At 72.8% G+C, this 20,332-nt stretch carries 20 protein-coding genes; 12 read left to right on the forward strand and 8 right to left on the reverse strand.

The window, feature by feature from the left end:
* Window positions 1-102 precede the first annotated feature (102 nt).
* Both ACYBSK_RS18140 and ACYBSK_RS18145 read left to right on the forward strand, forming a co-directional pair.
* Window positions 103-597, forward strand: coding sequence for a cupin domain-containing protein (locus tag ACYBSK_RS18140; protein ID WP_460246844.1), 495 nt, complete (start codon window positions 103-105; stop codon window positions 595-597).
* A gap of 311 nt (window positions 598-908) precedes the next feature.
* On the forward strand, window positions 909-1,349 hold the full coding sequence (locus ACYBSK_RS18145) for an OsmC family protein (RefSeq protein WP_457478168.1): 441 nt from the start codon (window positions 909-911) through the stop codon (window positions 1,347-1,349).
* Window positions 1,350-1,396: 47 nt separating this feature from the next.
* Here ACYBSK_RS18145 and ACYBSK_RS18150 read toward each other — a convergent pair whose 3' ends face one another.
* Both ACYBSK_RS18150 and ACYBSK_RS18155 read right to left on the reverse strand, forming a co-directional pair.
* The gene (locus tag ACYBSK_RS18150) at window positions 1,397-3,091 is read right to left on the reverse strand and encodes a chitinase (protein ID WP_460246845.1); all 1,695 of its coding nucleotides are present in this window, start codon (window positions 3,089-3,091) and stop codon (window positions 1,397-1,399) included.
* A gap of 167 nt (window positions 3,092-3,258) precedes the next feature.
* Window positions 3,259-3,759, reverse strand: coding sequence for a mycothiol transferase (locus ACYBSK_RS18155; protein ID WP_460246846.1), 501 nt, complete (start codon window positions 3,757-3,759; stop codon window positions 3,259-3,261).
* Window positions 3,760-4,023: 264 nt separating this feature from the next.
* Between ACYBSK_RS18155 and ACYBSK_RS18160 the strand changes: the two genes are divergently transcribed.
* The 4 genes from ACYBSK_RS18160 to ACYBSK_RS18175 all read left to right on the forward strand — a co-directional run bounded on the left by ACYBSK_RS18160 (window position 4,024) and on the right by ACYBSK_RS18175 (window position 5,849).
* On the forward strand, window positions 4,024-4,458 hold the full coding sequence (locus tag ACYBSK_RS18160) for a hypothetical protein (RefSeq protein WP_457478171.1): 435 nt from the start codon (window positions 4,024-4,026) through the stop codon (window positions 4,456-4,458).
* Between the two features lie 95 nt (window positions 4,459-4,553).
* Window positions 4,554-4,931: a hypothetical protein gene (locus ACYBSK_RS18165; RefSeq protein ID WP_460246847.1), complete on the forward strand. Its 378-nt coding sequence runs from the start codon at window positions 4,554-4,556 to the stop codon at window positions 4,929-4,931.
* Between the two features lie 7 nt (window positions 4,932-4,938).
* On the forward strand, window positions 4,939-5,457 hold the full coding sequence (locus ACYBSK_RS18170; protein ID WP_460246848.1) for a hypothetical protein: 519 nt from the start codon (window positions 4,939-4,941) through the stop codon (window positions 5,455-5,457).
* 23 nt (window positions 5,458-5,480) lie between these two features.
* Window positions 5,481-5,849, forward strand: coding sequence for a peptidase inhibitor family I36 protein (locus tag ACYBSK_RS18175; protein WP_457478174.1), 369 nt, complete (start codon window positions 5,481-5,483; stop codon window positions 5,847-5,849).
* 503 nt (window positions 5,850-6,352) lie between these two features.
* Here the strand turns inward: ACYBSK_RS18175 and ACYBSK_RS18180 are convergent.
* A complete protein-coding gene (locus ACYBSK_RS18180; RefSeq protein WP_460246849.1) occupies window positions 6,353-6,910 on the reverse strand; it encodes an RNA polymerase sigma factor in 558 nt (185 codons plus the stop codon).
* A gap of 227 nt (window positions 6,911-7,137) precedes the next feature.
* On the opposite strand from ACYBSK_RS18180, the gene ACYBSK_RS18185 reads away from it, so the two are divergent.
* A complete protein-coding gene (locus tag ACYBSK_RS18185; protein WP_457478176.1) occupies window positions 7,138-8,139 on the forward strand; it encodes a MerR family transcriptional regulator in 1,002 nt (333 codons plus the stop codon).
* Here the strand turns inward: ACYBSK_RS18185 and ACYBSK_RS18190 are convergent.
* The 3 genes from ACYBSK_RS18190 to ACYBSK_RS18200 form a co-directional block, all read right to left on the reverse strand.
* Window positions 8,114-9,478: a cryptochrome/photolyase family protein gene (locus ACYBSK_RS18190; protein WP_460246850.1), complete on the reverse strand. Its 1,365-nt coding sequence runs from the start codon at window positions 9,476-9,478 to the stop codon at window positions 8,114-8,116. The two genes, ACYBSK_RS18185 and ACYBSK_RS18190, sit on opposite strands and share 26 nt — an antisense overlap.
* A gap of 74 nt (window positions 9,479-9,552) precedes the next feature.
* Window positions 9,553-11,064, reverse strand: a complete 1,512-nt coding sequence (locus ACYBSK_RS18195) for an SDR family oxidoreductase (protein ID WP_457478178.1) — start codon at window positions 11,062-11,064, stop codon at window positions 9,553-9,555.
* Between the two features lie 89 nt (window positions 11,065-11,153).
* Window positions 11,154-13,115 carry a hypothetical protein gene (locus tag ACYBSK_RS18200; RefSeq protein WP_460246851.1) on the reverse strand — a complete coding sequence of 654 codons (1,962 nt, stop codon included), beginning with the start codon at window positions 13,113-13,115 and terminating at the stop codon, window positions 11,154-11,156.
* A 167-nt stretch (window positions 13,116-13,282) separates the two neighbouring features.
* Between ACYBSK_RS18200 and ACYBSK_RS18205 the strand changes: the two genes are divergently transcribed.
* The 5 genes from ACYBSK_RS18205 (at window position 13,283) to ACYBSK_RS18225 (ending at window position 18,264) form a co-directional block, all read left to right on the forward strand.
* Complete coding sequence (locus tag ACYBSK_RS18205; protein ID WP_460246852.1) at window positions 13,283-13,732, forward strand: ATP-binding protein; 450 nt, start codon at window positions 13,283-13,285, stop codon at window positions 13,730-13,732.
* Between the two features lie 162 nt (window positions 13,733-13,894).
* Window positions 13,895-15,280: an FAD-binding oxidoreductase gene (locus ACYBSK_RS18210; protein ID WP_460246853.1), complete on the forward strand. Its 1,386-nt coding sequence runs from the start codon at window positions 13,895-13,897 to the stop codon at window positions 15,278-15,280.
* A gap of 158 nt (window positions 15,281-15,438) precedes the next feature.
* The gene (locus ACYBSK_RS18215) at window positions 15,439-16,770 is read left to right on the forward strand and encodes a polysaccharide deacetylase family protein (RefSeq protein ID WP_460246854.1); all 1,332 of its coding nucleotides are present in this window, start codon (window positions 15,439-15,441) and stop codon (window positions 16,768-16,770) included.
* Between the two features lie 61 nt (window positions 16,771-16,831).
* The gene (locus ACYBSK_RS18220; RefSeq protein ID WP_460246855.1) at window positions 16,832-17,722 is read left to right on the forward strand and encodes a universal stress protein; all 891 of its coding nucleotides are present in this window, start codon (window positions 16,832-16,834) and stop codon (window positions 17,720-17,722) included.
* 41 nt (window positions 17,723-17,763) lie between these two features.
* The gene (locus ACYBSK_RS18225) at window positions 17,764-18,264 is read left to right on the forward strand and encodes an FBP domain-containing protein (RefSeq protein WP_460246856.1); all 501 of its coding nucleotides are present in this window, start codon (window positions 17,764-17,766) and stop codon (window positions 18,262-18,264) included.
* A 15-nt stretch (window positions 18,265-18,279) separates the two neighbouring features.
* On the opposite strand, the gene ACYBSK_RS18230 is transcribed toward ACYBSK_RS18225, so the two are convergent.
* Together ACYBSK_RS18230 and ACYBSK_RS18235 are read right to left on the reverse strand one after the other, a co-directional pair.
* A complete protein-coding gene (locus ACYBSK_RS18230) occupies window positions 18,280-19,107 on the reverse strand; it encodes a family 1 encapsulin nanocompartment shell protein (protein WP_457478185.1) in 828 nt (275 codons plus the stop codon).
* A 5-nt stretch (window positions 19,108-19,112) separates the two neighbouring features.
* On the reverse strand, window positions 19,113-20,126 hold the full coding sequence (locus tag ACYBSK_RS18235; RefSeq protein ID WP_460246857.1) for a Dyp-type peroxidase: 1,014 nt from the start codon (window positions 20,124-20,126) through the stop codon (window positions 19,113-19,115).
* Between the last annotated feature and the right edge of the window lie 206 nt (window positions 20,127-20,332).

The following is a 20,332-nucleotide window of genomic DNA, read 5'->3' on the forward strand; positions in this document are numbered from 1 at the left end:
AGGCGGGTTGGCTGGCGAGACCGCTCCTCGAACAGCGAGAGGTGCGGTGCGAGAGAATCGAACAGACAGCTCCCGCCGCACCACGTCAGGGGAACCCGAGCGATGCCCGCAGCCCACGTCACCCTCGCCGACGTCCTGAGCGCCGCCGCGCCGGACGCCGCCGGCGCCCTCTGGCGGCTGGACGGCGCGGCCCGCCAGCTCGACGCGAACGTCGTCCGTCTGCGGCCCGGCGGGGGAGGGGGCGCGTACGAGGAGACGGAGCTCGACGTGCTCCTCGTGGTCGTCGAGGGGCACGGGACGCTCCACCGGGCGGGCGTGGACGAGGAGTTGGCGCCCGGCACGCTCGTCTTCGTGCCGCGCGGCGAACGGCGCGCGGTCCGCGCCGGGGCCGACGGGCTCGTCTACCTCACGGCGCACCGCAGGCGCCCCGGCATGACCATCCGCAGCGCCCCGCGCCTGACGGCCGAGGGCGGCGAGGCGCCCTGCCTGCTCCCGCGCGTGTGCGCCTCCTGCGGGCGGGCCGCCGACGACGCCGGGGCGCTGTACTGCGCCCGCTGCGGCACACGCCTGGAGGCATCGGAATCCGGTCGTCCTTGAGGCGAACGGATCACGCCAGCCGTTGCGGCCCGTACCACGGCGCCCGCCGTGCGAACGGGAACCGAGGTCCCGCCACCGTCACTTCTCGCCACTGATTCAATACGTGAAGTTACCGAAATCCGGGGGTACGGGATGAAGTCCTGGCCCGGCCCCGGCAGACTCGGCGGCACGGCGGCCGGGCACTCGGGCAGGGGCCGCCAGGGGAGGGAGCACCATCGGGGAGTCCGCGGGCGTGGGGCGCGCGGACTCCCCGCCCCGACACCCCGCCGACGCTGCGCGGCGCGCATCCCGTGCCTGGTTACGGTTCCGGCATGGCCGACTACCGCATTGAGACCGTACGCAACGGCGACCGCGACTGGACCGCGCGCAACGACCGCGGCGCCGAGGTCCGCATCGCCCCCGCCGACAGCCCCGGCGCCCAGCCGTCCTTCACCCCCGTCGAACTGCTCCTCGCCGCGCTCGGCGGCTGCGGTGGACTCGTCGTCGACCGCACGGCCCGCACCGTGCCGCACGACGACCTGCGCATCACCGTCGCCTCCGTGTCCCGCCCGGAGGACGACGGGCGCGTCGGGGCGGTCCGCGTCTCGTACGAGATCGAGCTGCCGGAAGGGGACACGGACGCCGCCGAGGCGCTCGAACGCGGCATCCGCCTCACCCACGAGAAGTACTGCACGGTCAGCCGCACCGTCGAGCACGGCGCGCGCGTCGAGGCGCTGGGCCCCGACGGCACGATGCTCTTCATGGGCGGCTGACCGCGGCGGAGCCGGTGGCCGCCGGCCACCGGCCCGCCGCACGCGCGCTACGGCAGCGCGTGCACCTTCGGCCCCACCGCGTTCGACCAGGCGTTGCCCGCCGTCGCGTCCCAGTTCGTGGACCAGGTCATCGCGCCGCGCAGCCCCGGATAGGTCTTCGCGGGCTTGAACGACCCGCAGCCGGTGCCGCGCGCCAGGCAGTCGAGCGCGTTGTTGACCACCGACGGGTCCACGTAGCCGCTGCCCGCGCCGCGCGTCGACGCCGGCACGCCGAGCCCGACCTGCGAGGCGTCCAGGCCGCCCTCCAGCTGGATGCAGGCCAGCGCCGTCAGGAAGTCGACGGAGCCCTGGCTGTAGACCTTGCCGTCGCAGCCCAGCATCGAACCGCTGTTGTAGTACTGCATGTTGACGACCGTGAGGATGTCCTTCACGTTCAGCGCCGTCTTGAAGTACTCGCCGGACGTCGACTGCATGTCGATGGTCTGCGGCGCCATCGTGAGCACCAGGTCGCCGCCCGCCTTCGCCGACAGCTGGCGCAGCGCCTTGGTCATGTACGTCGAGTTGAGGCCGTTCTCCAGGTCGATGTCGACGCCGTCGAAGCCGTACTCCCGCATGAGCGCGTAGGCGCTGTCCGCGAACGCCGTCGCCGAGGCGTCGCTGTTGACCGAGACGGAGCCCTTCTCGCCGCCCACCGAGAGGATCACGGACTTGCCCGCGGCCTGCTTGGCGGCGATGTCCGCCTTGAAGTCGGCGGTCGAGGCGTAGCCGACGGCCGGGTCGAGGTTGAACGTCAGCTGCCCGGGTGTGCTCGTGGCATCGGCGAAGGACACGGCGATGATGTCGTACTGCGCCTGCACGTCGCGCAGCTTCTGCACGGTGGCGCCGTTGTCGAAGTTCTGCCAGTAGCCGGTCAGCGCGTGCTTCGGCACGGTGCCGCCGCCGGGGTTGCCGGACGTCGCCGTCTTCGCGGACACCGTCGCCGACTTCGGCGACTCGCCCGCCGCGTTCGTCGCCGTGACCTGGAAGCTGTACGCCGTGTCCGCCGTGAGCCCGGTGACATTCGTCGAGGCGCCCGTCACCGCGGCCACCTTCGTGCCGTTCCGGTACACGTTGTAGCCGGTGGCGTTCGAGACCGGGGTCCACGACAGGGCGATCGACGAGGAGGTGGCCGTGCCCGCCGCGAGTCCGGTGGGCGCGGCCGGGATCACGACCGGGTCGGAACCGCCGCCCGCGTCGGGCCCGAAGACGTTCACGTCGTCGACGTAGTACGCGCTCTGCCCGTACCAGCCGTGCGTGTAGATCGTCACGGAAGTGGTGTTCGCGCCCGTCTTGAAGCTGGTCGTCAGCTGCTGCCAGGAGGAGCCACCCGGCGTCCACGTCGACACGTCGGTGGTGCCGGTACCGCTCGCACCCAGGTAGGCGTAGGAGCCCTGCACCCAACTGCTGAGCGTGTACGTCGAGTTGGGTTTCACCGCGACCGTCTGGCTGCACTTGGCGTTGTCCTGGCCCGACGGCGTGGCCTTGAGGGCCTTCGCGCCGCCGTGCACCGGCGAGGACACGACCGAACCGCTGCCCGCGGTGCACGTCCAGTTGCTGAGGTCCGACTCGAAGCCGGCGTTCTTGGCGACGTTGACGTCGGCGGCCTGCGCGGGTGCGGCGAGCGCCGGGACGCCGAGCGCCGCGGCCGCCACGGCGGCGAGCACGAGGTGGGGTCTGAGTCTGCGAGGGCGTGCACGGTCCACGGGGATGCCTCCTGGGGAGAGGTGGGGAAGCGGATGTGAACGGTGGCCACCGCTATGAGCGCCAAAGTTGGTTCAGACCAATCGAGTTGTCAAGACCTCTGGCGCACACACGAACGGCGCCGGACCAGAGGCCCGGCGCCGTCCCGCCCCGCGAACGACCGACGGATTCAGCGCAGTCCGCGCAGGTACGCGGCCTGCCCCACGTGCTGGAGGTCGTCCGACAGCACGCTGACGAGCCGCACCCCCAGCGTCACCGGCGGATCCCACGCCTCGTCGACGACACGGTCGAGATCGGCGTCCTCGAGACCGTCGAGGAAGCGGACCGTCCGCTCGTGCACCGCGTCGTAGTAGCCCGTCAGGAGATCGCCCGACGCGACCCGCACCTGACCCACCTGCTTCGGCGTGTGCCCGTATCCGGTGTCCGACTCCGCGAGCGGCAGATCGAACCGCTCCGCCCAGCCGTCGGAGATCCACACCTGCTCCTGGTCCGCGGCATCGGCGACATGGTCGTCCTGCACCCGGGTGAGATGCCACACCAGCCAGGCGATGGAATTCGCCGCGTCATCGGGACGCTCGTGCAGTTCATCGACGGAAAGGCCCTCGGCGGCCGCGTGCACCTCTTCCCGAATGCGTTGATAACCGTCCTTGAGTACGTCGTGTGAGCGCATGCGGGCAGTCTCTCCGACGCGGAGGATTTCAGCCAACGAGCGCCGTGAATATGCCCGGAGACTGGCGTAAAAGAATGGTGACTCCGCTTTCCCAGTGCCGATACTTGACCAAGGAACGGTTGAACGTTGCTCCATGGCGGCGTGACACGGGCCAATTGACCCCTGAATTCTCGCCGTTGCGGTGGATCGCCGATCGTCATCGTTGATCGTAATGCGGACAGTCAATGCTGCCGGCCGCCAGGCAATGGGCCTATGGGGGACACCGTGCACGACGAATTCCTGTGCCACGTCACCGCGTACGGAATCTGCGGCGGACGGCGCGTGGGTGTTCCGCTCGGCACGTACCGCGCCCCCACCCTGCCGCTCGCCCTGTGGTGGCTGCGCGACCGCGCCACCTGGATCGCCGAGCGCCTCGACCCCCGCCCCGGCCTGGAGTACGTACCCGAAGGGGCGCTCACCCCTGTGGGTGACGACAGCCCCGACGTGCCGGGACGGCTGCGCGCGTGGTGCGCCGACCCCGGGCAGCAGGAGCAGGTCGCCGAGGAACTGGCCTCGGGCCGGCTCGTCAGGATCGCGACCCGCGACGAGACCACCGAGTACGAACTCCTCGCCGAGTCCGTCGACGCCCTGCGCATGGCGCGCACCCAGCCCCGCGGCCGCGGCCCCCGACGTCGCACGCCGGTCACCAGCAGTCACTGACACGGGTGACATCGCGCTTGATCGGGTGGCTACGTGGGGAGTGTGATCACGCACAGTAAGAACGATCACTCGGGGTCCATGTGATGAAACCCTTCATGAAGCACAGATCCACGCTTCTCGCCCTCGCCCTCGCCCTCCCGCTCCTCGCCGGCGCCACGACCGCGCTCGCGCCGACCGCCACCGCCGCCCCGGCCGCCGTGCCACCCGGCCAGGTCTGCTTCTGGACCGAGATCGGCATGCACGGCCAGGCCTGGTGCTACGGGCCGCCCGGCTACGCCGACGCGGAGAACGGGACGGCGCGGCACGCCGTCTCCTTCGACTCCCGCGTCCAGGGGACCGTCTACGCCATCAGCTACACCAACACCGGCTGCCTCTACCGGGAGATCCGGCGCGACGACTACTCCGAGAACTGGGAGTGGGCCGGAAAACTGGACGGCGTCTCCGACACCACCATGGGGTGCGAGCCGGGCTGAGCGCGCCATGAACCGCACGAACCGCGCTCTCTCCGCTCTCGGCTGCCTCCTGCTGCTCCCGCTCGCGGGCTGCTCCCAGGAACGCCCCGAGCGGCCCGCCCTCACCCCCGACGACACCATCCGGGCCGCGACCCGATCCCTCACCGACCGCTGCCTGACCCGCCAGGGCCTCACCCCGCCCCGGCCGGACCGGCCGGCGACGGACCGGGCGGAGGAACAACGCGTCGCGGCGGCCCTCTTCGGCCGCCCGCCCGCCGAACTCTCCCTCACCCTCGCGACCGGCATCGCCGTGCGCGCCCACACCGACGGCTGCCTCGCCGAGGCCCAACGCACCCTCTACGGCGACCAGAAACGCTGGTTCCGGGTGTCCACCGTGGTCAACAACCTCAAACCCGAGGCCGCCCACCGCGAGCTCAGCCTCGCCTCCGTACGCGCGCGGCACCGCGCCGAACTCACCGACTGGCAGCGCCTCAGGGAGCACGCGCTCGACGCGTCCGCCCGGGTGCTGCGAACCCCCAACCGCTGAACCGACAAGGAGAAACAGACATCATGCGACACCCACTCGCCCTGGTCACGGCCGCCGTCCTCGCCCTCGGCGGCGCCGCCGTCACCACCAGCGCGTACGCCGCGCAGTGCCCCAGCGGCGAGTTCTGCGCCTGGACCGACGCCAACTACACCGGAATGCGCTGGAACTGGTCCGGCGACGACCACGACTGGGAAGAGGGCATCCAGGACGAGGACTCCTCCTGGGCCAACCACGGCATCTCGGGTCCCGGCATCAAGGACCACGTCCAGGTGTACGAGAACCCGGGCCTCATCGGGCTCGGCACCGTGTGCCTGGCCCCCGGCCAGGAGATCGCGAACGACGACTGGGGCAACGACAGCGGCGACTCCCACACCTGGAAGATGGGCTGCTGACCACACCCGCACACGCGCCGCGTTCACTGACCCGCCGCGTCCGCTGACGCGACGGGCTCACAGCGTGTCGCCCGTGCGCGGCGCGGCGTCGAACATCGACGCCGCGCCGCGCAGACAGTCGGACAGCAACTCCCCTTACTGCCCCGCCGCTCGTCGTCGGGGGACTCGTGGAAGACGCGATGGGCGAGGGCCAGAGCGCGCTCGAACGGGACTCGGGCGCGTCCCGGAGGGTGACGGAACGAGTGTTCGTGATCATCGACGGTAGTCGCGCCTCACCCGCTCCGGCCCCTCGGCAGAGCCGTGGACGGCGTCGCGTCCGACGCCGCCCACGGCGGTCAGAGCCTCAGCGGCGCCGACTCCACTGAGGCGGACGGGTGGCGGGGTCTGGGCCACCCGGTTCCGTGCCGCTCTGGGGGGAGTGCGGCACATGGGGGGTTCGCGGCGGGGCCGCTGCGCGGATGCACCGGGGTCCGGGGAATCTCACGCGGGGCCGCGCCCGCCGTTCACCCCGGCTCGGTCTCGCCGCGCAGCCGGCCCCCGAGGCGCCGCATGCCGCGCCGGACATGGCTCTTGACCGTGCCCAGCGGCCAGCCGGTGCGCTCGGCGATCTGCGGTTGTGTCAGGTCCTCGTAGAACGTCAGCCGCAGCACCGTGCGCTGCGTGCTCGGCAGGCGGGCCAACTCCTGTGACAGCACCACCCGTTCGACGACCGCGTCGATGCTGTCGCCGCCCGCGCCGCCGTGCTCGACCGTGATGCCCTGCCGGGCGACCGCGGCCTCGAACAGCGCCGCGCGTCGGGTGCGGTCGGCGAGCACGTCGGCGACCCGGTGCCGGGTGATGCCCGTCAACCATGCGGCGGGCGGGCCGAGTTGGGGCCGGTAGTTGCCGCGGCCGCGCCAGGCGGAGAGGAAGACCTGCTGCATCACGTCCTCCGCCTCGAAGCGGTCGCCGAGCGCCCGCTGGGCCAGGCCCCGCACCAGCGGGGACCACCTCCGGTACACCTCGGCGAGGCAGGCCACGTCACCTTCGGCGAGCCCGTTCGCCAGAACGGAGTCCGACACCTCGCGTGGGTCGACTCCCCGCGCCAGCAGCCCTGTGCCCATCAATGCCCAGTCAACTCCTCGAAACGGTCGTGAACTTGCCTACTCACGGCACGGCCCGGTCATCCTGGAACCGGTGGCGACAGGCGGCCACTCGCATCGGTTGTGCGTCGTATCGTGAAGCGATGGACGAGGGGCGAGACGTACGGACAGCGGCACCGTCGGACGAGGCGGTGTCGAAAGTAGCCATGTCGAAAGTGGCACCGCCGGAGGTGGCCGTGTCGGACGGGGCGCCGTCGGAGATCGGGGTCACCACCGGTGCCCTCGCCAGGCGGCTCGGGGTGTCACCGACGACCCTGCGCAGCTGGGACCGCCGCTACGGGCTGGGGCCCGCCAAGCGGTCGACGGGGCACCACCGGCGCTGGACCGCGGAGGACGTCGCGGTCGTCGAGGAGATGTGCCGGCTGACCACGACGGGCCTGCCGCCCGCCGAGGCCGCCCGGCTCGCCGGCAAGAGACTGGAGGTCGAGCCCGCCGGGCTGCCGCTCCGGGTCCCCCCGCCCGCCGTGCCGGCGCCCGCCTCGGCGGCCACGCTGGAGCGCCAGTGCCGGGGCATCTCCCGGGCCGCGACCCGCATGGACTCACCGGTCGTGCAGAAGCTGCTCACCGAAGCGGTGGACCGGCACGGACTGGTCACCGCCTGGCAGGAGGTCATGGCGCCGGTGCTGCACGCCGTCGGCCGCAAGTGGGAGGAGGCGGGCGACCGGTACGTCGAGGTCGAGCACCTGCTGTCCTGGCACGTCTCGCGGACCCTGCACCGGTCCGCCGCGCCCGCCGAGTCGGTGCTGACCCTGCCGCCGCTGGTCCTCGCCTGCGTACCGGCCGAGCAGCACGTGCTGGCGCTGGAGGCGCTCAGCGCGGGGCTGAGCCAACTCGGCGTACCGCAGCGGATGTTCGGGGCGGCCGTCCCCGTCGAGGCGGTCGGCGCCGCCGTGCGCCGGATCGGGCCGCGCGTCATCGTGCTCTGGGCGCAGGCCCGGTCCACGGCGAGCCTGCCGCTGGCCCGGCATCTCGCCGAGACCCGCTGGGGGGTGCGCGGCGCCCGCGGCAAGCCGGCGGTGATGCTCGCCGGACCCGGCTGGGCGGGGCGGGGCGTACGCGGGGCGCTGCACCCGGCGACGCTGCCGCAGGCGCTCGAACAGATCACGCGGCACTACCCGGAGGTCAATCGAGTCCCCGAGCCCTCTTGAACCGGGCGAGCCCGTCCGACAGGTCCACGATCGGGTCGGGGTAGTCGTCGAAGGCGGCGCGGTCCAGGCCGGCCGCCTCCCACGGCGTGTGCACCGCGGCCCCTTCGACATCCGCCAGCTCCGGCACCCAGCGCCGCACGTACTCACCGTCCGGGTCGTAGCGCTTGGCCTGGGTCACCGGATTGAGTACTCGGTTCGGGCGGCTGTCCGTGCCGGTGCCCGCCATCCACTGCCAGTTCAGCTGGTTGTTCGCGATGTCACCGTCCACCAGGAGGCTGAGGAAATGGCGGGCGCCGACCCGCCAGTCCACGTACAGCGTCTTGGTGAGGAAGGACGCCGTGAGCAGCCGGCCCCGGTTGTGCATCCACCCCTCGTGCTGCAACTGCCGCATGGCCGCGTCGACGATCGGGTAGCCCGTACGCCCCTCCTGCCACGCCTCGACCTCCTTCGGCGCCCGGCGCCAACGGTCGTGCTGCGCCCGGTAGTCGGTCCCCGAGGCGTCGGGCCGCGCGGCCAGCACCTGGTGGTGGAAGTCCCGCCACGCCATCTGCCGTACGAACGCCTCCGCGCCCGGCCCGCCCGCCGCGGCGGCCCGGTGCACGGCCTCCACGGCGCCGATCGTGCCGAAGTGCAGATGCGGCGAGAGCCGGGAGGTGGCGTCGCCCGCCAGGTCGTCGTGGCGGTCCTCGTAGGAGGAGATGCCCGAGCGCAGCCAGTTGGTCAGCAGCGAGCGGCCCGCCCGCTCACCGCCCTCGGCGAGCCCCGGCGACGCCCCTGTCACCTTCGACCGCTCGGGCAGCGCCTCGGAGCCCACACCGTCGGGCACGTGCACCGCACGCGGCGCCCGCACGACGGCCCGCAGCCCTTGCTGGGACCACTGCCGGTGGTACGGCGTGAACACCGCGAAGTGGTCCCGGCCGCCGCTCGGCGTGACGGCGCCCGGCGGCACACAGGTGACGACCCCGTCGTGCGCCACCAGATCGCAGCCGAGGCGGTGCAGCGTGTCCTGCAACCGGTCCTCCCGGCGCCGCGCGTACTTCGACACCCCGCCGGACACGTGCACGGCGCACGCGTCCGTCTCGGTGACCACCTTCGCGACCTCGTCGACGACGTCGCCCGAACGCACCACGAGCCGCCCGCCGCGGTCCCGCAGCTCCGCGTCCAGGTCCCGCAGACAGTCGGCGAGGAACGCCTCCCGGTTCGGCACGAGGAAATCGCCCACCCCGGAGTCCCGGACGAACAACGGCACCACGGCGTCCGCCGCGGTCAGCGCCGCCCGCAGCGGCGGGTGGTCGTGGACCCGGAGGTCGGAGGTGAACAGGACGACGTGGACACGCACGAAGTGGCTCCTGGTGGGAGAGGAAAGCGAGCTGTGTCAGCCCTTCCCGGTCGAAGGACCGCACGGATGCACGATCACCCGGACGGGGCGCCCCCGTCCGGGCCGCGCTCCGCGGCCGCCGCGATGTTGCGGGCCATCCCGCCGAACACCACGGAGTGGAACGGCGCCACGCTCCACCAGTACGCCTGCCCCGCAAGACCGTGCGGATGGAACAGCGCCCGCTGGTGGTACCGGGACCGCCCCCCGTCCACGGCTTCCACGGACAGCTCCAGCCAGGCCAGGCCCGGCAGCCGCATCTCGGCCCGCAGCCGCAGCAGCTTGCCCGGCTCGATCTCCTCCACGCGCCAGAAGTCCAGTGAGTCGCCGACCCGCAGCCGCGCCGCGTCCCGCCGCCCGCGCCGCAGCCCCACCCCGCCCACGAACCGGTCGAGCCACCCGCGCACCGCCCACGCCAGCGGCAGCGAGTACCAGCCGTGCTCGCCGCCGATGCCCTCGACCACGTCCCACAGCCGTTCGGGCGAGGCGTCGACGAGCCGCTCCCGCTCGTCCTCGTAGAGGCTGCCGCCCGCCCAGTCCGGGTCGGTGGGCAGCGGGTCGCTGGGCGCGCCGGGCAGCGAGGCGGACGACCAGCGGGTGGTGACCTGCGCGTCCTGGATGCGGCGCAGCGCCAGCCGCACCGCCTCGTCGAACCCGATCGGCGAACCCGGCGGATACGCCGCCCACTCCTCGATGTCGTGCTCGTGGCAGACGACCTCGTGGCGCAGCGACTCGGTGAGCGGGCGGGCGATCGAGGCGGGCACGGGCGTCACCAGGCCGACCCAGTGGCTGGACAGACCGGGGCTGAGCATCGGCACCCCGACCACGACCCGCCGCCGCAGCCGCGCCACCGCCGCGTACCGGAGCATCATGTCGCGGTACGTGAGCACGTCCGGCCCGCCGACGTCGAAGGCACGGGAGACCTCCGGCGGCATCGCCGCGCTGCCCACGAGGCAGCGCAGCACGTCGCGCACCGCGATCGGCTGGATCCGGGTGTGCACCCAGCTCGGTGTCACCATCACCGGCAGCCGCTCGGTCAGATAGCGCAGCATCTCGAACGACGCGGAACCCGAACCGATGATCACGGCCGCGCGCAGCACCGTCGTCGGTACGCCGGAGTCCAGCAGGATGTGCCCGACCTCGGCCCGCGACCGCAAGTGCGGCGACAGCTCCCGCTCGGGCACGCCCTGCGGCGTGAGACCGCCCAGGTAGACGATCCGGCGCACGCCCGCCCGGTGCGCCTCCTCCGCGAAGATCCTCGCCGCCTCGCGGTCGGTGCGCTCGAAGTCGTCGCCGGTGCCGAGCGCGTGCACCAGGTAGTACGCGACGTCGATGCCGTTCAGCGCGTCGGCGACCGACTCCCGGTCCGTGACGTCGCCGCGCACCACCTCGACGTCACCGGACCAGGGATGGTCCCGGAGTTTGCCGGGGGTGCGGGCCAGGCAGCGCACGCGGTGGCCGACCGCGAGCAGCTCCGGCACGAGCCGGCCGCCGATGTAGCCGCTCGCGCCGGTCACCAGACAGCGCTGCCCGGAATGGTCCGCGTTCATGGGCCTCCCTCGCTCGCCCCCCTTTCACCGTCAACCCCATGAACGACTTCCGCACCACCAGGGCACCCGGATGCAGCGATCCCCGGCGGTCAGGGACGCTCGGGCGCCACCTCCGTCAGCCGCTCACCGGTGTCGAGGCGTGCCGTCGTGCGCACCGTGCCGTGCTCGGGCGCGCGCACGGCCAGGGTGTGGCCCTTGCTGGACTCGGTCACCTCACCGCTCGTCTCGATCCGGGTGACCGCGCGACTGCCCGCGGCGAGGAGATACCAGTGCCCCTTCGGCGACTTCCACCGCACGCCCGCCACCACGTGCTGACCGAACCGGCTGCACGCGGCCGTGGACCGGGCCTGCCCCGCGAGCTGGGCCGGTTCCGTGGGGGAGGAGGCCGGCGCGCGCAGCAGCAGCGCCACATCGCCGGGACCGCGCCACGTGGTGGCGCGCACGCAGGACCACACCGCGCGACCCGCGCCCTCCGGCAACCGCTGCTCGGCGAAGTCCCAGGCGTTCACGGCACGGACCTCGCCGCCCCGCCAGGGCTCCAGTCGGCAGGCCGTACGGGCCCACGCGAGCAGCCCCTGGGGGCCGGTGGCCTCCCGCGGCTGCCGCGCCGGCGGCGTGCCGTGACCGGGCAGCGGCGTGTACGTGAGGTGCACCGGCGAGAGTCCGCCGAGGTCGGCGAGGAGGAACGAGTGGTCCTCCACGATGCGTGACGAGGACCGCAGTTGGAGCACCGGCCGCCGTTCGCAGCCGCCCGCGGGGGCGACGGGGAAGGAGGCCGTCACTCCGTCGTCGGACACGTCCAGGGGCCGTCCCGCGGTGTCCGGGCGCAGCAGGTCCCTGGTGGTCACCTCGGTGATCCACGGCGCCATCAGGTAGCGCGCGGAGCCGTCGCCGCGGCGCAGGACGACGGCCGCCGCCGTGGTCACGTCGGCGTCGTCGACGCGGGCCAGCGCGAGCCGCGCGGCGCCGTCCCCGCCGTCCGTCTCCGTGTAGCGGGCCAGCCGCTCGCCGTCGCTGAGCAGGACCACGGCGTCGCCGTCCACGTCGCCCGCGAACAACAGCTGTGGGGCCCGTGGCGGGGCGTCGGCCGGGGTGGTCGAGGTCCGGCTGACCTGGAGGGCGGTGGTGGGCCGGGTCCACGCGGCCTGCGCGCGGGCCAGCAGGGACGCGTCGTCGGTGCGGTCGCCGCGCGCGGGCCAGGCCGTGAAGTCGACCCGGGAGGTGTCGGCCCAGGTGTCGCGACCGGCGCGGGTGAGTTCGCCGGACGCGGACGAGGTCCGCACCGGGTCGCCCGCGCCCGCCGCCTCCTGGGGCGGCGCGGTGTCGGGGGCGAGCAGCACGGCGCCCGCGACGACGCCGACGGCCACGACGACGACCGCGGCCCGGGTCCGCCGCGCCCGGCGCAGCAGGTCGGTGGGCCGGGTCTGTACCGAACAGGCGTCGAACTCGCGGGAGCGCAGCAACGCAGCCGCGGCGGGCCCTGCCTGGGCGTCGAGGTCGGTGGACTCGCGCACGGCCGTCTCGGGTTCCGCCACCCCGGCGGCGGTCAGCAGCGCCGTCGTGCGGGCCGTGCTCATGCCGTCGACGTGCCGGAGCACGAACGCGGCGCGCGCCGGGGCCGAGGCGTCCGCGAGGGCACCGACGAGCGCCTCCTCCTCCGCGCCCCCGGCCCGCGGGAACAGCCGCAGTCCCCATACCACGGGGAGCCGGGGCATCAGGGCGCGGGGCGGAGGCAGGGTGGCGGGCCAGCCGGCGGGGCGGTGGGCGGTGGCCAGGACGGCCGAGAGGATACGGACCCGCAGGGCGTCCCGGGCGGGTTCGGCGCCGTCCGGGACGCGGGGCCCAGGCACGGCCGTGCGGCGGCGTCCCGGCAGGGCGCGCTGTACGGCGGTGTGGGCGAGCAGCACCCGTCGGTGCCGGGTGAACGTGGCGGGGAGCGTGAGATAAGCCAGGCGTACGAGGCCGGTGTACTCCTCGAGCAGCGCGGTCTCGGCCTGGTCGGTGGCTATCCGGGCACGGGGGATACTGGTGTCGCGGCGGAGCATGGGCATGACGGGACCTCTCCCGGAAGCTCGAAGGAACGCTGTGTTTCCTTCAAACGAGTGGCCGGTGCGTCGGTCACCCCGTTGATTCCGGCAGGACTGCGCGGCCGTATGTGGGGTATCAGCAGGCTGCGGGAGCCTCACCCCCTTGAGGCGGACAGGCGAGAGAGACACGTATGACCGAGTACTTGGACGGGGCGGTGATCCCCGGCGGCTACGACACGACCGTCGAGCCACTGCGACGGGTGACGCACTATTCCGGCGAACCGGGATGCATCGCGCAGGCCCGTGAGTTCGCGGAGACCTTCCTGGCACAGCTCACCCAGGAGTGGTGCGTCGCCCTGGACCGGGTGACCGCGGGCGAAGCGCTCCTCGTCGTCAGTGAGCTGGTCACCAACGCCGACCGGCACAGCCTGGGCCCGTACGTCCTGGAGCTGGAGGGGACGCACGGGTACATCGCCGTCACCGTGTACGACAGCAGCGCCCGGGTGCCGCTGCGCTACCCGCGCGATCCGGGCCGGATCGGCGGGCACGGCCTGGAGATAGTGCACGCGCTCGCCGACGTGAGCGTGGAGCGGGTGCCGGTCGGCAAGCTCGTCCGCGCCGTCCTCACCCTGTCGGCCTGAACGATTCGGCCCCTGGCCCAGGCGGTCGCCGCGGGCACAGGTCGCCGTCCGGTGTCTCGAAGGCGTGTTCCATGATGGAACCGGCGGGCGTCCACGGACCCCCCCGGCCAGGCGGACACGTATCGGAGGCACGACATCAACACCCCAGCCACGACCGGCACGGTGAGCGAACTCGCCGCCGCGCTCCCGGACAGCACCCTCGTCACCGACCCGGACGTCCTCGCGTCCCTCGACCACGACGACGCCGAGTGGGCGCCGATGGGCCGCCCGCTCGCCGCGGTGCGCGCCACGTCCGCCGAGGAGGTCGAGTCCGTGGTGCGGGCCTGCGCGGCCCGGAGAATCCCCGTCGTCACGCGGGGCGCGGGCACCGGACTCTCCGGCGGGGCGAACGCCGTCGACGGCTGCCTCGTGCTCGACGTGTCCAAGATGAACCGCATCCTCGAGATCGACACCGAGAACCTGATCGCCGTCGTCCAGCCCGGCGTCGTCAACAACGACCTCAAGGCCGCCGTCGCCGAACACGGCCTGTGGTACCCGCCGGACCCGGCCAGCGCCCCCTGGTCGACCATCGGCGGCAACGTCTCCACGAACGCGGGCGGCCTGTGCTGCCTCAAGTACGGCGTCACCCGTGACTACGTCCTCGGCCTCGAAGTCGTCATGGGCGGTCCCGCGGGGGAGTACGGCAGCCGGGTCCGGCTCGGCCGGCGCACCACCAAGGGCGTCGCGGGCTATGACCTGACCAGCCTGTTCGTGGGCTCCGAGGGCACCTTCGGCGTCATCACCGAGATCACGCTGAAGCTGCGTCCGGCGCCCGCCGCCGAGCCGCGCACCGTCGTCGGCAACTTCGACAGCCTCGTCGCTGCGGGCGCCGCCGTCGCCCTCGTCACGAGCCGGGGTCTCGCGCCCGCCGCCCTCGAACTCCTCGACCGCGCCTGCATGGAGGCCGTCGAGAACTGGAAGCACCTCGGCATCGAGCCCGGCGCCGAGGCGATGCTGCTGGCACGTGTCGACGCCCCCGGGGACGCGGGCGAGGCCGAGGCGAGCGCGATCGCCGACGCATTCCGCGAGGCCGGCGCACTGTGGGCGGAGCAGTCCACCGACGCCGTCGAGGCCGAAGCCCTGTTCGACGTACGGCGCCTGGCGTATCCGGCGCTCGAACGGCTCGGTCCGGTGCTCACGGAGGACCTGTGCGTGCCGCGGTCCGCGGTGCCGCAGATGCTCGCCACCATCGAAAAGATCGGGCGCCGCCACGGCGTGCGGATCGCGACCATCGCGCACGCGGGCGACGGCAATCTGCACCCGCTGCTGATCACCGAGCCCGGCGACGAGGCGGAGCGGATCGCCGCGCAGGCCGCCTTCGAGGAACTTCTCCAGGCCGCGATCGCCGCGGGCGGCACCGTCACCGGCGAGCACGGCGTCGGTCTGCTCAAGCGTGGCGGCATGCGCAGCGAACTGGGCCCGGCCGTCTGCGCGTTGCAGCGCGCCGTGAAGCAGACCCTGGACCCGCTCGACCTGTTCAACCCCGGCAAGGTCGTCGGCGAGGACTGAGACTCCGGCTCCGGGCAGCGCCCCTCCACGGCACCTCTTTGTGCGGCACGCCGCACTAAATGAGGCAATTGTCCGTTTATCGGCCCTACGGTGCGGGGGTCGGTGTCCGTGAGGGGGGACGTACAACGCCCCCGCGCGGGGCGCGGATTGGGTTGCCCATGGAGTCCAGTCGGTCCAGCGAGTCCAACGAGCCGAAAGCGGCAGGCGGCATCAGCCGCAGACGCGTGGCGGGCCTCGGCCTCGGCGTCGGTCTCGGCGCCGCGGCCGGTGCGCTCGCCGGCTGCGGCACGGGCGGCGAGCCGAAGAGCACGCCCCCGGCCGGTCCGGCGCGCCACCCCGAACGCCCCGCCAAGAAGGCCCTGCCCCGCCTCATCGGCGACGGCTCGACCTCGTACACGGGCAGGCAGCCGAAGCAGCCCGCCGCGCCCGTTCGGCTCGAACCCGGCCAGACGCCACCGCAGTTCGTCGTCTTCTCCTGGGACGGCGCGGGCGAGGTCGGCAACGGCCTCTTCCCGCGCTTCCTCGAACTGGCCCGGCAGCACGACGCCCGGATGACCTTCTTCCTGTCCGGGCTCTACCTGCTGCCCGAGGCGCAAAAGCGCCGCTACCGGCCGCCGGGCAACCCCGTCGGCGCCTCCGACATCGGGTATCTCACCGACCCGCACGTCAAGGAGACCCTGAAGTACGTCCATCAGGCCTGGCTCGACGGGCACGAGATCGGCACCCACTTCAACGGGCACTTCTGCGGCGGCGCGGGCTCCGTCGCCCACTGGAGCTCCCAGCAGTGGCGCGACGAGATCGAACAGGCCCGCACCTTCGTCACGTCCTGGCGCACGCACACCGGTTGGCACGACCAGCCCGCGCTGCCCTTCGACTACGACCAGGAACTCATCGGCGGCCGCACGCCCTGCCTGCTCGGCCAGGAGAACCTGCTGCCCGTCGCCCGTGACCTCGGCTGGCGCTACGACGCGTCCTCGCCCGGCGGGTTGCAGCGCTGGCCCGAGAAGCGGCACGGCATCTGGGACCTGCCCTTGCAGGGCATCCCGTTCCCCGGGCACAGCTTCGAGGTCCTGTCGATGGACTACAACATCCTCGCCAACCAGTCGAAGAACTCCACCCGCGCCCCCGCGCACAACTACCCCGCCTGGCGCACCCAGGCCACGCAGGCCTACATGACGGGGTTCCTGCGCGCCTACGAGTCGAATCGCGCGCCCTTCTTCATCGGCAACCACTTCGAGGAGTGGAACGGCGGCATCTACATGGACGCCGTCGAGGAGGCGCTCAAGCGGATCGCCGACAAGGCCGAGGGCGGCGACGTACGCCTGGTGTCCTTCAAGCAGTTCGTCGACTGGCTCGACGCGCAGGACCCGGCCGTCCTCGCCAGACTCCGCGGTCTGCAGGTGGGGGAGCGGCCGACGGGCGGCTGGAACCGGTATCTGCGAGTGTCGAAGAATCCGGCGAACCCGAAGGCGACGAGTAAAGACGAGTAAAAATGGAGCCGCAGGACAGACAGCCCACTGGACGAGACCGGACCTATCAGGAGGCGGTGCGATGACCCGGCCCATCACCGCGGGCGTGGACGGATCCCCCGAGAGCGCGGCGGCCGCCGCCTGGGCGGCGCGCGAGGCGGAGCGGCGCGGACTGCCGCTGCGTCTGGTGCACGTGGGCGAGCCCGCACCCGACGCCCTGGCGCTCGGCGCCGACGACTCCGCGCTCGCGCAGTGGGCGGGCGATCTGCTCGCCGACACCGAGCAGGAGATCGCCGAACGCCACCCGGGACTCGCCGTCACCACCGACGTCCTCGACGGCGACGGGCCCGCCGAGTCCCTGCTGGGCGCCGCGCGCGACGCGGACTGTCTCGTGCTCGGCTCGCGCGGACACGGTGTGCTCGTCGGCTTCCTCCTCGGCTCGGTCGGCCAGCAGGTGATCGCCAGGGCCGACAGCCCCGTCGTCCTCGTACGCGCGGGCGACGAGGCGTCGGCCGACGCGAGCGGGCGGGACGTGGTCGTCGGGCAGGAGGGCGATCCGGAGGACAGCGCCGCCGCGATGGAGTTCGCCTTCAGCACCGCGCGGGCCCGCGGCGTCGCCGTGCGGGCGGTGCGCGCGTGGAGCCTGCCGCCGGTCTTCGCCTACAGCCCCGGCTCCCTCCAACTCCTCGACGACGCGGGCGGCATCGAACCGTACGAGAGGAAGGCGCTGGCCGCGGCCCTCGCCCCCTGGCGCGACCGCTACCCCGACGTGCGGGTCCGCGAGCACGTCGAGATCGGCAGCGCGGGCCAGGTGCTGCTCTCGGTCGCCTCCGAGGCCCAGTTGCTCGTCGTCGGCCGCCGCGCCCGCCGCACCGCGATCGGCTCCCGCATCGGCTCGGTCGCGCACGCGGTGCTGCACCACGCGCCGTGTCCGGTGGCGGTGGTCCCCCATCCCGGACCGGCGGCCGAATAACCGGATGCATGATCGACGGGCGGCTTTGTAGGGTCCAGGGTGTGGAACCACTCAGTGACAAACAGATCCGCTCGTCGTTCGTGAACTGCACCAAGGGCGAGGCGTCCCGCATGCGGCTGCCGCTCGACTTCGCCGAGCTGCCCTGGCAGGACCTGGACTTCCTCGGCTGGGTGGACCCCGGCGCGCCGCTGCGCGCCCACATCGTGCGCCCGACCGCCGACGGCCCGCTCGGCATCGCGCTGCGCGTCCCGCAGAGCGGACGGACCAGCGCCGTGAAGTCGAGCATGTGCCAGATCTGCCTCACCGGCCACGCCTCCTCGGGCGTCTCGCTGCTGGCCGCCCCGCTCGCCGGGGCCCGCGGCCGCGAGGGCAACACCGTGGGCCTGTACGTCTGCGCCGACCTGGCCTGCTCCCTGTACCTGCGCGGCAAGAAGCAGCCGAAGCTGCGGGCCGGCCGCTACGAGGAGTCGCTGACGCTCGACGAGCGGGTGGACCGGGCGCTGGCCAACCTCGACGCCTTCGTCGCGCGGGTCACCGGCTGACCCGCGCGGGCGCGCTCACGCCTTGAGCGCGACGACGGCCTCGTCCGTGTAGGGCAGGAACGTCAGCGTCTCGTGGAAGTACAGCTCGATGCTGTGCGCGTCGTGCGCGCTGTAGCCGATCGCCAGGTCCTGGCCGAGCCGCAGCTCGAAGTCGCCGCCGCGGGTCGACAGCACGAACGCCCCGTTCAGCGCCGGCGCCCAGATCAGCTCCCCGTCCGCCAGGATCCGGGCGAGGTGGTTCGCGATCGGATAGCCGTGGTCGGAGGTCTCGCTGACCGCCGTGTACGCGTCGGCGCCCAGCAGCAGCGCGTACGGGCCCGCCACCCCGGCGAGGCGCAGCGCGGTGAGCGCCCGGCTGATCGTGTCCGGGTAGTCGCGGGCCTCGGCCGGCAGGCTCAGGACCGGGTTCGAGGTGCGCTCGCGCAGCCCGTCGATGCCGGCCGCCGCGTACCCGTCGAAGATCGCCTGGTCCTCTGCGTACGCCATGGCGCGCGCGGCGTCCTTGACCGGCTGCCAGTCGGAGTCCTTGGAGCCGCGCTCCACGTCGTCCACGGCCTCCCGGCTCACCGTGAACGGCACCCGCAGCTCGACGAGCCGCTGCGCGCCGCGCAGCCGCGCCGTCACGCCCGGCGCGGGCGGCGCGATCTCGTCGAGGTGGCCGGTACCGACGGCCGACAGTTCGGCGCCGTCCGGGCCCGTGACGTCGACGACGCGGCGGCCCGCCACATGGCGCCGGAAGGTGCGCACGGCCTCCTCCTCGATCTCGGCCCAGGCGGCGGGCGTGATCGGGGCGAGTTCGCGGTGCAGGTTGTTGCTCGGGGTGGGGTTCGGGTCGGTGCTCATGGTGTTCAGGCTCCTTTGAGGCTGCCGATGCCGAGGCTGCCGATGCCGAGGGAGCCGACGGCTGTGTCGGCCGGGACGGCGCCGCCGGACGGCGGTTCGGGCAGGTCGTCGAGGAAGTCGGCGCTCGGGACGTGGAACAGGCAGCCGGTGACCGCCGTCGAGAAGTCGAGGATCCGGTCGTGGCTGCCGGGCGGATCGCCGAGGAACATGTTGCGCAGCATCCGCTCGGTGACGTCGGGGGTGCTCGCGTAGCCGATGAAGTACGTGCCGAACTCGCCCTGGCCGACGCTGCCGAACGGCATGTTCTCGCGCAGGATCTGCCGCTCCGTGCCGTCCTCGTCCACGATCGTGTTGAGCGCGACGTGCGAGTCGGCGGGCTTCACGTCGTCGTCCAGCTCGATGTTGTCGGTCTTCGTGCGGCCGATGACCTTCTCCTGCTCACCGGCGGGCAGCGCCTCCCAGGCCGCCATGTCGTGCACGTACTTCTGCACGACGACGTAGGAGCCGCCCTGGAAGTCCGGGTCCTCGTCACCGACGAAGACGGCGTCCGTGGCGGCCCGCCCGGTCGGGTTCTCGCTGCCGTCCACGAAGCCGAGCAGATCGCGGTCGTCGAAGTACTTGAAGCCGTGCACCTCGTCGACGACGGTGACGGCGGAGCCGAGCCTGCCGATGATCACGCGGGCCAGCTCGAAGCAGAGGTCCATCCGGCGCGAGCGCAGATGGAACAGCAGGTCGCCGGGGGTCGCGGGGGCGAGGTGGCGGGGGCCCGCGAGCGCCTGGAACGGGTGCAGCTCGCGGGGCCTCGGGCCGCTGAACAGGCGGTCCCAGGCGGTCGAACCGATGCCGGCGATGCAGCTGAGCGCGGCGTCCCGGTCCCGGAAGCCGACCGAGCGGCTCAGCCCCGACAGCTCCTCAAGCGTGTCGCGGACCGTGCTCTCGCCGCCCGGGGCGACGGTGACGACCAAGAAGACCGCGGCCTTCGCGGGCGGGTAGAGAAGGACGGGCTGGGGTTCGGCCACGAGTGCTCCGATCGCGACGAAAGGCGGCTTCTGGCTTTTGTCACCATATGGGCAGTTATGGCGGGCGGCACTCGCGCCCGGAATGGGCGTTCTAAAGGGCAGATGAACGGATGTGTCCGACCTCACGTTCTTCCGCCCGTCGAACCGGCGTTCACCACCGGCCGGATGCTGTTAAACTTTGAACCAGGCCCCGACCGTTCTCCCCC

This window comes from Streptomyces sp. BYX5S (assembly GCF_054724165.1).

Excerpts from the sequence above, each read along its gene's own strand:
- ACYBSK_RS18140 (WP_460246844.1), top strand. The coding sequence starts at position 103 with ATGCCCGCAGCCCACGTCACCCTCGCCGACGTCCTGAGCGCCGCCGCG.
- ACYBSK_RS18145 (WP_457478168.1), top strand. The coding sequence starts at position 909 with ATGGCCGACTACCGCATTGAGACCGTACGCAACGGCGACCGCGACTGG.
- ACYBSK_RS18155 (WP_460246846.1), bottom strand. The coding sequence starts at position 3,759 with ATGCGCTCACACGACGTACTCAAGGACGGTTATCAACGCATTCGGGAA.
- ACYBSK_RS18165 (WP_460246847.1), top strand. The coding sequence starts at position 4,554 with ATGAAGCACAGATCCACGCTTCTCGCCCTCGCCCTCGCCCTCCCGCTC.
- ACYBSK_RS18170 (WP_460246848.1), top strand. The coding sequence starts at position 4,939 with ATGAACCGCACGAACCGCGCTCTCTCCGCTCTCGGCTGCCTCCTGCTG.
- ACYBSK_RS18175 (WP_457478174.1), top strand. The coding sequence starts at position 5,481 with ATGCGACACCCACTCGCCCTGGTCACGGCCGCCGTCCTCGCCCTCGGC.
- ACYBSK_RS18185 (WP_457478176.1), top strand. The coding sequence starts at position 7,138 with ATGTCGAAAGTGGCACCGCCGGAGGTGGCCGTGTCGGACGGGGCGCCG.
- ACYBSK_RS18195 (WP_457478178.1), bottom strand. The coding sequence starts at position 11,064 with ATGAACGCGGACCATTCCGGGCAGCGCTGTCTGGTGACCGGCGCGAGC.
- ACYBSK_RS18200 (WP_460246851.1), bottom strand. The coding sequence starts at position 13,115 with ATGCCCATGCTCCGCCGCGACACCAGTATCCCCCGTGCCCGGATAGCC.
- ACYBSK_RS18205 (WP_460246852.1), top strand. The coding sequence starts at position 13,283 with ATGACCGAGTACTTGGACGGGGCGGTGATCCCCGGCGGCTACGACACG.
- ACYBSK_RS18215 (WP_460246854.1), top strand. The coding sequence starts at position 15,439 with ATGGAGTCCAGTCGGTCCAGCGAGTCCAACGAGCCGAAAGCGGCAGGC.
- ACYBSK_RS18220 (WP_460246855.1), top strand. The coding sequence starts at position 16,832 with ATGACCCGGCCCATCACCGCGGGCGTGGACGGATCCCCCGAGAGCGCG.
- ACYBSK_RS18230 (WP_457478185.1), bottom strand. The coding sequence starts at position 19,107 with ATGAGCACCGACCCGAACCCCACCCCGAGCAACAACCTGCACCGCGAA.